The sequence below is a fragment of the Streptomyces sp. TRM68367 genome (assembly GCF_014495685.1).
GTDB lineage: Bacteria > Actinomycetota > Actinomycetes > Streptomycetales > Streptomycetaceae > Streptomyces.
The window spans coordinates 73,803-82,735 of sequence record NZ_JACTVI010000032.1 but is presented as its reverse complement, the minus strand read 5'-3'; the positions used below and the strand labels follow the sequence as shown (position 1 = coordinate 82,735).

Here is an 8,933-nt window from a genome sequence, read left to right as displayed (position 1 = left end):
TGCCCCTGGTACGGGTCAGAGCAGTCTTGAGATGCGCTTCACCACCGCCCTGAAGGGCGGCGCACTGCGCAAGATCAGAGGTAGACCGCGTATCCGCGCTGCGGTTCGCACCGGCACCAGCGCCTGCGACACCTCGATCTCGTCCTCGGTGTCGAAGGGCAGTCCGGTCCAGCGGCGCCACTCCTCCAGGGAGGCGGCGACGGTCATGGAGGCGGGTGCGATGGCGTCGATGACGGCGCCGTCCCGGGCGTGGACCCGCAGCCACGGGTCGTGCGGCAGGCCGTCGGGCGCATGCGGTGGGCGTACTCCTCGATGGGGGTGCGCGGTTCGAGGTGCTCGGCGCTGGGGCGGACGGGGGCGACGACCTCGCGGAAGCCGTGCGCGCGGGCGTTGTCACGCATCGCGGAGAGCATCAGGGCGGACAGGCCGCGGCCCTGGGCGCGTGGGGCGACGGACACCGAGATGGCGCTGACGGTGTCGGGGCTCACGCCGCGGCGCAGGTCGGCGAAGGCCCACACGAGTACCTCGTCCCAGCCGCGGGCGGGTAGTTCACCACGGCCCTCGGATCCGAGAGCGAACGGCACGCTGTGGGCGCTCGCGACGATCTCGCCCCGCTCGTCCTGCGCGAACAGCACGTACTGGGCGAACTCGACGGCGATCCGGGGGAAGTGGCCGGCGCCCACGAGATCTTCCAGCACGAACCCCGGCCAGGTGTCGGCCATTTCACGAACCTGCTCCGCCATTGCGGGCTGCTCGGCGAGGCTCGCTACCTTCAACTCCATGCGGTCACCGTGGGCGTTGGCAGCAGAACCCGGTACCGGATTACGCACGGGCTCGACCGGTGGCGCCGACACCGGTCATGAGGTGGTCGCCGAGGGAGCTGCGGCGGTACAGGACCTGTCGTCCGTGGCGTGCCCGGGCGACCAGGCCGGTGGCGCAGTGCGCGCAGGTGCCGGGAGACGGCGCGGGGGTGCCCCTGAGGCGGCGGGCGAGCTCCACCGGGGGCAGCGGCTCGTCGAGTACAGCCGATCCGCCCTCGCTGAGACTGGCCTGACTGCTCGTCAACCGGCGCACTGGCGCAGCATCATCTGCTTGTCCGGTGCCGTCACCGGCATCTCGTACTTGATGGCGACCTGGGCGAACCGGACCGCGTAGGCGCACCTGATCCGTTTGTTGGGCGGCAGCCAGGACGCAGGTCCCGAATCGCCCTTGGCCGAGTTGGCCCGTCCCTCGACCGGGACCAGATTGAGCACGTCGTTGGCGAGTTGCTCGCGTTTGCTCTCCGGCCAGCGCGACGAACCCATCTGCCAGCTGTAGGACAACGGCACCATGTGATCTATCTGCACTTCGGTGGCTTTCTGCTTGCGCCAGTCGATGGTCGTGCCGGTGTACGGGTCGTGCAGTGTCATGGCGACAACCACGCAGTCGGAGCCGGCTCGGTAACGGAGGTTCCGGCCATCACGGCGCAGGAGATCATTTCGGGTGTCGCATCCGTTCCTCGCGAGCGGCACACCGTCCGCCGTGTCCATCCACGCGTAGCCGAACTCGTCCCGGCCGTAGCCCGTCTTGGGCCCTCGCCCCTTCGTGGCCAACTCCTCGATGAGCTTGCGGGCCGCTGCCTTGTCCGCGTCCGTCGTCACGGGCGCGAGCCCCGGCTTCGTACCGTCCGGATTCTTCAGCGGGCTGACTGCCCGTCCGTCCGGCGCGGCCGGCCCGGAGCCCGCGGAGGAGTCGGGCGCCGCCGGCCCTGATCCCGCGGAGGAGTCGCCTTCGTCGAGCCCCTTGCATCCCGAGACGAGAAGCACGGCGGCTGCCAACGCCGTCGCCGTGCGGAAGACACGCGTGTTCCCTGCTCCGTTGTGCCTCATGCCCTTCTCTCCCCGCCCCTCAGACGCATCACGGTGCGCCTCTCCCTTTACTCCGGATCCGCCTCCGCACGGGCGGGTTGTGCCTGGTCCACCGTAGCGAGCGAGAGGTCCAGACCACAGCGGACCTCAAGGGGCATCGGGAATAAGTCGGGCGTATCGTCGGTTCTGAGTCACCTCCGGAAGGAGTTCTGGATGGGCATCTTCGACAAGTTCAAGAACCGGGGTCAGAACAAGGCCAAGGAGGCGTCCGGCACCACGGAGAAGACGATCAACGAGAAGACGGGCGGCAAGTACGAGGACCAGGTCGACACCGGACAGCAGAAGGCTGAGGGCGCGTTCGGCGTGGACCGCGACAGGCCCGAACAGCCGTAAGGCCGGAGACTCACGGAGGACATGGAACCCGACGACGGGCACGGCACAGGCGCGGCATCGACAGGGAGCCGACATCGGGCGGGCAGCCCGCCTCACCGGCTCACCGCCGAGATGCCGTCGCCGCCCGGCTCGGGTGCGCACTGAACCACCCTGAAATGAGAGGCCGTCCGCGGTGAGCCGCATCCCGCGGGCGGCTTCGCGCGCCACAGGGGTCGTACGACTTGCTTGCGAGGCGGGGCTCGCGGGACGGGAGCCGGGCCGTGCCGGTCTCAGACCCGGGCCGTGCTGGTCTGAGATCCGCGCCGCGCTCGTCTCAGACTTTGCCTATCCCCAGCGTCGTCTCCGAGGGCAGCAGGCCCGAGCCGAGCACCGCGACCCAGAACTCGCCGAGCAGGTCGGCGAGGTGGCCGACGGCCTGCGGGCCCAGCGACTGCCAGGGGCCGGCGGCAAGACGGTCGGTGTCCTGCTCGACGCGGTGGCGCAGGTCGCGGCCCGCCTCCGTGACCGTACCGCCCTCGTCGAGCAGGCCGCGGGCGCCCAGGCGGTCGCGGGCGTCGGCCCATTCACGCGGGCTCCAGCCACGGCTCTCGAAGCGCTCGACGGACGCGGCGCCTATCGCGGCGAAGGAGACGAGCGCCTCCGCCGGGTCGAGGCCCGCCACAAGGAGGGCGGCGAGGTGGCCGTCGCCGCGGTGCTCGCGGAGGATCGTCGCCGCATGCCACAACTGCAGGTGCGGGGCCTGCGGCCAGTCCAGCGCGGCGTTGGCGGCGGCGAGCGGGCGCCCTGCCGTGTGCGCCGCCTCGGCGGCGCGCCGGGTGAGTGCGGCCGCTTCGGCGAACTCGGGACTGTCCACACGGTCGCCGAATATCGCGCGGTACGCCCGGTCGATCGCCCGCGTCCGCGCCGCCAGCACCGCTTCCGGGCTCGCGACCCTCCATGCCGGACCGATGTGCTCGGCGACCATGCGCGGGCTGAAGCTGTAGAAGGCCGAGGTCACCTGCTCCGCGCCGACCGCGCCCAGCGGGGCGGCGCGGTACGGGAAGTAGCTGGGCCAGCGAGCCTGCGTCCCGTATCCGAGCGCGGCGGCCTCCTCGAACGCCTCCGGCGCGTAGTACAGCACCGCGTGCAGCGGCTCCAGCAGGTGCCACATCTGCCGCACGCGACTCAGCTCCACGCCACCGTCCTGCCGGGCGACCGCCCCACTGGTCCCGCCGATGCACTCCGCCATGACCGACCCCCTTGTCGCCTTCGACCGCTGCCATAACTTGACACTGACTAGATTGCCTGAGCCACCTTGAACTTGTCAATGCCTAGATTCGGCGTACTCTGCGAGCATGAGCTCCGCCAGGACGACCGAGAACGGGACGATCGAGAACGCGTCGGCCAGGAACGCGCAGGCCGAATCGGCGATGGCCGCGAACGCCGAGCCCGGGAACGCGACGACCGATGACGCCAAGCCCGGAAGCGCGCCGACCGATGACGCCAAGCCCGGAAGCGCGCCGACCGATGACGCGACGCCCCGTAAGACGAAGGCCGGACCGGCGACGGGCGAGGGCGCGAGGACCGAGGGCGCGAGGACCGGGGGCGCCGGCGCGGGGAGCGCTGCGGCCACGTCGGCCGAGAACGCCGAAGTCAGGGAAGCCGACAGCACGGGGACCAAGGGAGCCGCGAGAGCCGGCAGCTCGGCCGCGCACCCGCGGCGCCGCCCGTATCACCACGGCGACCTGCGCCGCGCGATCCTCGCCGCCGCCCTCGACGTCATCGCCGCCGACGGGCCCTCCGCGCTGAGCCTGCGGGACCTCGCCCGCCGCGCCGGTGTCTCGCACGCTGCGCCGGCCCACCACTTCAAGGACCGGACCGGGCTGCTCACGGCGATCGCGGCCGAGGGGTTCGGGCTGCTCGCCGAGGCGATCGGGCAGGCGGCGGACCTGAAGGACGCGGGAGTCCGCTACGTCCGTTTCGCACGCGAACACCCGGCGCACTTCCAGGTCATGTTCGCGCCCGGCCTGCTGCGCGCCGGCGACCTCGAACTGACCACGGCCCGCGCCCTGGCGGGGAGCGCCCTGCGCGAGGCCGTCACCGCCGTACCGCCCGAGAACCGCGGCGCCGACGCCCGCCTCGCCGGCGTCGCCGCCTGGTCCCTGGCCCACGGCTTCGCCACGCTGCTCCTCGGCCACAACCTGGACGGCCCGGTCGGCGACCAGGACCCAGAGGAGGTGTTCCGCACCCTGGCGTCCATGCTGTTCCGCTCCGCCGAGTAGCCGCCTGCGCTCAGGGTGGCCGCCGAACGCCTGGCCGTGCTGGACGCACGGATCGCCGCACAGGTCGCGGTCCGCGACCGGCTGGCGGCGACACTGCGCGAGGCCACCGCGCGCGCAGAAGCCCCCCGCTCCGTGGCCTGACGCACGTCTCCCTCCCTCGCACGGGGGTTCACACACGGAGGTTTACGCACGGTGGTTTAGGCACCGGGGTTACGCCCCTCACGACCCCAGGATCGACGTCAGGAACTCCCCGACCCACGCGAGCAGTTCCCGCCCGACCAGCGGCTTGCCGCCGATCTTCGCGGTCTTCGGGCGGGGCACGAGGACCTGGTGGACGGCCGGCTTGATGACCGCGCCCGGGTACAGCCGCTTGAGCCGCAGCTCCTGCGACTCGCGCAACTCCACCGGAGCGAACCGGATGTTGTTGCCCTGCAGCACGATCTCACCGACGCCACACGCGCGCGCGAGCATCCGCAGACCGGCCACCAGCAGCAGGTTCTCCACCGGCTCCGGCAACTTGCCGTACCGGTCGACGAGTTCCTCGCGTACGGCCCTGATGTCGTCCTCCGTGTTGGCGGAGGCGATGGACCGGTAGGCCTGGAGGCGGAGCCGCTCGCCCGGCGCGTAGTCGTGCGGGACATGCGCGTCGACGGGCAGTTCGATCTTGACCTCGAGCGGCGGCTCCTCCTCGATCTCGCCGGTCTCCAGCTGACGCCGGTAGTCCGCGACAGCCTCGCCCACCATCCGCACGTACAGGTCGAAGCCGACGCCCGCGATGTGCCCGGACTGCTCGCCGCCGAGCAGGTTGCCCGCGCCGCGGATCTCCAGGTCCTTCATCGCCACGTACATGCCCGCGCCCATCTCGGTGTGCTGGGCGATGGTGGCGAGCCGTTCGTGGGCGGTCTCGGTGAGCGGCTTCTCCGGCGGGTACAGGAAGTACGCGTAGCCGCGCTCGCGCCCGCGCCCGACCCGGCCGCGCAGCTGGTGGAGCTGGCTGAGCCCGAAGGTGTCGCCGCGCTCCACGATCAGGGTGTTGGCGTTGGAGATGTCGATGCCGGACTCGACGATCGTCGTCGAGACGAGCACGTCGAACTTCTTCTCCCAGAAGTCGACGACGACCTGCTCCAGCGCCGACTCCGACATCTGCCCGTGGGCGGTGGCGATCCGCGCCTCGGGGACGACCTCCCTGAGCCGGGCGGCGGCACGGTCGATGGACTCGACCCGGTTGTGGATGTAGAAGACCTGGCCCTCGCGCAGCAGCTCACGGCGGATCGCTGCGCCGATCTGCTTCTCCTCGTAGGGGCCGACGAAGGTCAGCACCGGGTGGCGCTCCTCCGGCGGAGTGGTGATCGTCGACATCTCGCGGATGCCGGTCACCGCCATCTCCAGGGTGCGCGGGATCGGGGTCGCCGACATGGTCAGCACGTCGACGTTGGCGCGCAGCTTCTTCAGCTGCTCCTTGTGCTCGACGCCGAAGCGCTGCTCCTCGTCGACGATGACCAGGCCGAGGTCCTTGAACCGGGTCTCGGAGGAGAACAGCCGGTGCGTGCCGATGACGACGTCCACCGAGCCTTCCCTGAGGCCCTCCAGGACCGCCTTGGCCTCCGTGTCGGTCTGGAACCGGGACAGCGCCTTCACGCTCACCGGGAACTGCGCGTACCGCTCCCCGAACGTCCCGAAGTGCTGCTGCACCAGCAGTGTCGTGGGCACCAGGACGGCCACCTGTTTGCCGTCCTGTACGGCCTTGAAGGCGGCCCGGACCGCGATCTCGGTCTTGCCGTAGCCGACGTCGCCGCAGATCAGGCGGTCCATCGGGACCGACTTCTCCATGTCCTCCTTGACCTCGGCGATCGTGGTCAGCTGGTCGGGCGTCTCCGCGTACGGGAAGGCGTCCTCCAGCTCGCGCTGCCAAGGCGTGTCGGGCGCGAAGATGTGGCCCGGCGCGGCCATGCGCGCGCTGTACAGCTTGATCAGATCGGCGGCGATCTCCTTGACGGCCTTCTTCGCGCGCGCCTTGGTCTTCGTCCAGTCGGCGCCGCCCAGGCGGTGCAGGGTGGGGGCCTCGCCGCCGACGTACTTGGTGATCTGCTCCAGCTGGTCCGTCGGGATGTACAGCCGGTCGCCGGGCTGGCCGCGCTTGGCGGGGGCGTACTCGACGACCAGGTACTCGCGGGTGGCGCCCTGCACCGTGCGCTGCACCATCTCGATGTAGCGGCCGACGCCGTGCTGTTCGTGGACGATGTAGTCGCCCGCCTCCAGGGTGAGCGGGTCGATGGTCTTGCGGCGCCGGGCGGGCATGCGGGCGCCGTCGCGGCCGGCGGCCTTCTGGCCGGACAGGTCGGTCTCCGTCAGGACGGCGAGCTTGAGCGCCGGGTCGACGAAGCCGTATTCGATCGAACCGCACGCCACGTGCACGACCGACGGGGAGATGTGCCCGAGGTCCGCCTCCAGGCGGGCCGCTACGCCCTCGCCGCCCAGCACCTCGACCGTGCGGGCGGCCGGGCCGTGGGCCTCGGTCACGAACACCGTGCGCCAGCCGTCGGCGAGCCAGCCCTTGGTGTCGGCGAGCGCCTTCGCGGTGTCGCCGCGGTAGGTCTCCGGGGCGTGCATGCCGAGCTTGAGCGTGTCGGCGTCGAGGTCCTCGTCGGCGGCGAACGGCGACACCGACCACCACATCATGTCCAGCTCGCGCGCGCGTTCCCGGACGTCCGCGATGGACCACAGGGAGGCCGCGCCGACGTCGATGGGCGCCTCGCCGCCGCCGGCGGTGGCCGCCCAGGAGGCCTGCAGGAACTCCTGGCTGGTGGCCACGAGATCGGCGGCACGCGTACGTACCCGCTCCGGATCGCATACGACGGCCATGGCGCCCTTGGGCAGCACGTCGAGCAGCAGCTCCATGTCGTCGACAAGCACCGGCGCCAGGGACTCCATGCCCTCCACGGCGATGCCCTCGGCGATCCTGCCGAGCAGCTCGCCCAGCTCCGGGTGCTGTTCGGCGAGGGCACGCGCGCGCGTGCGTACGTCTTGCGTCAACAGAAGTTCACGGCAGGGCGGGGCCCACAGGCCGTGCTCGGCGACTTCGAGGGACCTCTGGTCGGCGACCTTGAAGTACCGGATCTCCTCGACGTCGTCGCCCCAGAACTCGATGCGCAGGGGGTGCTCCTCGGTGGGCGGGAACACGTCGAGGATGCCGCCGCGTACGGCGAACTCGCCGCGCTTCTCGACGAGCTCCACGCGCGCGTAGGCGGCCGCCGCGAGGGCCTCGACGACCTCGTTCAGGTCTGCGCTCTCGCCCGTCCTCAGGGACACCGGCTCAAGGTCGCCGAGGCCCTTGACCTGTGGCTGGAGCACGGAGCGTACGGGCGCGACGACGACGGAGACCGGGCCGGTCTCGGGGTCGTCGGGGCGGGGGTGAGCGAGGCGGCGCAGCACGGCGAGCCGCCGCCCGACGGTGTCGCTGCGGGGGCTGAGCCGCTCGTGCGGAAGCGTCTCCCAGGACGGGTACTCCACGACCCCCTCCGACGGGACCAGGGAGCGCAGGGCCGCGGCCAGGTCCTCCGCCTCGCGTCCCGTCGCCGTCACGGCCAGCACGGGGCGGGCCGTCTCGCGGGCCAGGGCGGCCACCGCGAAGGGGCGGGCCGCAGGGGGGCCGACCAGGTCGACGTACATGCGGTTGCCGTCTGCGGCCGCGTTGACCGCTTCCGCGAGGGCGGTGTCCTTGACGACGGCGTCGAGCAGACCGTGCAGGCTCATGGAGGGGGCGTTCCGTCCGGCTAGACAACACGAAGAGCCCGACGCGCGCTGCGGGCCGGGGGTCTCCAGCGTACGACGCCCTCCGGGGGAGCGGCCGACGGCCGGTATGGTCCGGCGTTCACGGGGCGCGGGTTTGCCTTCCAGGCACCCGGCGCTGGTGCGGGCCGGGGGTGGGTGCGCTCACCGCGCTGCCGGGGTGCCGCTTGCGCCCACCCGTGCCGCCCTGGGGGTACCTCCCAGGCTCTCAAGGGGTCCTTGCACTGGCAGAGGCACGCATGCCCGCAGCTACGACGACTGCGCGTGCCCGCAGCTACTTCGGCCTGAACGGCCTCGTCCTCAAACGCCGGACGGGCTGAGAGATGCCGACCGGCGCCGAGAAGCGCCTGCCACGCGTACGCCCACGCGCCCGCAGTCGCCGACGGCGGGCAGGGGACGTGTCGGGGGGCCGCCCGCAGCGGCCGGCGTCAACGGACGGCAGCTCCCGTAGCCGACCACATCGCCGGACCGAGGACGGACACCCCCGGCGCGGCCCCGACCCACAACACCACCGCAGGCGCTACGCGCACCCCCACCCCATCCGCGCAGGCCGCCGCAGGCATACAACACAACCGCACCCACCCACCGGCGCACACGCCCCGCAGGCGTACATCACATCCCCCACCCACCTACACCCGCCGCC

General features: G+C 71.7%; 7 protein-coding genes and 1 pseudogene. 3 read left to right on the top strand and 5 right to left on the bottom strand.

Annotation, left to right across the window (positions count from 1 at the left end):
• Nucleotides 1-74: 74 nt before the first annotated feature.
• From H8R17_RS21550 to H8R17_RS21540, 3 genes and pseudogenes are all read right to left on the bottom strand, one after another.
• A pseudogene (locus H8R17_RS21550) lies at nucleotides 75-782 on the bottom strand (N-acetyltransferase).
• Between the two features lie 40 nt (nucleotides 783-822).
• Nucleotides 823-1,065, bottom strand: coding sequence for a hypothetical protein (locus tag H8R17_RS21545; RefSeq protein ID WP_223125321.1), 243 nt, complete (start codon nucleotides 1,063-1,065; stop codon nucleotides 823-825).
• Complete coding sequence (locus tag H8R17_RS21540) at nucleotides 1,062-1,868, bottom strand: HNH endonuclease family protein (RefSeq protein WP_187824844.1); 807 nt, start codon at nucleotides 1,866-1,868, stop codon at nucleotides 1,062-1,064. Before H8R17_RS21540 ends, H8R17_RS21545 begins: the two co-directional genes overlap by 4 nt.
• 192 nt (nucleotides 1,869-2,060) lie before the next feature.
• Here H8R17_RS21540 and H8R17_RS21535 point away from each other — a divergent pair, with 192 nt between their 5' ends.
• Nucleotides 2,061-2,240 carry an antitoxin gene (locus tag H8R17_RS21535; RefSeq protein WP_187824843.1) on the top strand — a complete coding sequence of 60 codons (180 nt, stop codon included), beginning with the start codon at nucleotides 2,061-2,063 and terminating at the stop codon, nucleotides 2,238-2,240.
• A 313-nt stretch (nucleotides 2,241-2,553) separates the two neighbouring features.
• Here H8R17_RS21535 and H8R17_RS21530 read toward each other — a convergent pair whose 3' ends face one another.
• Nucleotides 2,554-3,468: an SCO6745 family protein gene (locus H8R17_RS21530; RefSeq protein ID WP_187824842.1), complete on the bottom strand. Its 915-nt coding sequence runs from the start codon at nucleotides 3,466-3,468 to the stop codon at nucleotides 2,554-2,556.
• A gap of 496 nt (nucleotides 3,469-3,964) precedes the next feature.
• Here H8R17_RS21530 and H8R17_RS21525 point away from each other — a divergent pair, with 496 nt between their 5' ends.
• Complete coding sequence (locus tag H8R17_RS21525; RefSeq protein ID WP_187824854.1) at nucleotides 3,965-4,501, top strand: TetR/AcrR family transcriptional regulator; 537 nt, start codon at nucleotides 3,965-3,967, stop codon at nucleotides 4,499-4,501.
• 15 nt (nucleotides 4,502-4,516) lie between these two features.
• A complete protein-coding gene (locus H8R17_RS21520) occupies nucleotides 4,517-4,642 on the top strand; it encodes a hypothetical protein (protein ID WP_399477059.1) in 126 nt (41 codons plus the stop codon).
• Between the two features lie 78 nt (nucleotides 4,643-4,720).
• Here H8R17_RS21520 and mfd read toward each other — a convergent pair whose 3' ends face one another.
• A complete protein-coding gene (gene mfd / locus H8R17_RS21515; RefSeq protein ID WP_187824841.1) occupies nucleotides 4,721-8,254 on the bottom strand; it encodes a transcription-repair coupling factor in 3,534 nt (1,177 codons plus the stop codon).
• Between the last annotated feature and the right edge of the window lie 679 nt (nucleotides 8,255-8,933).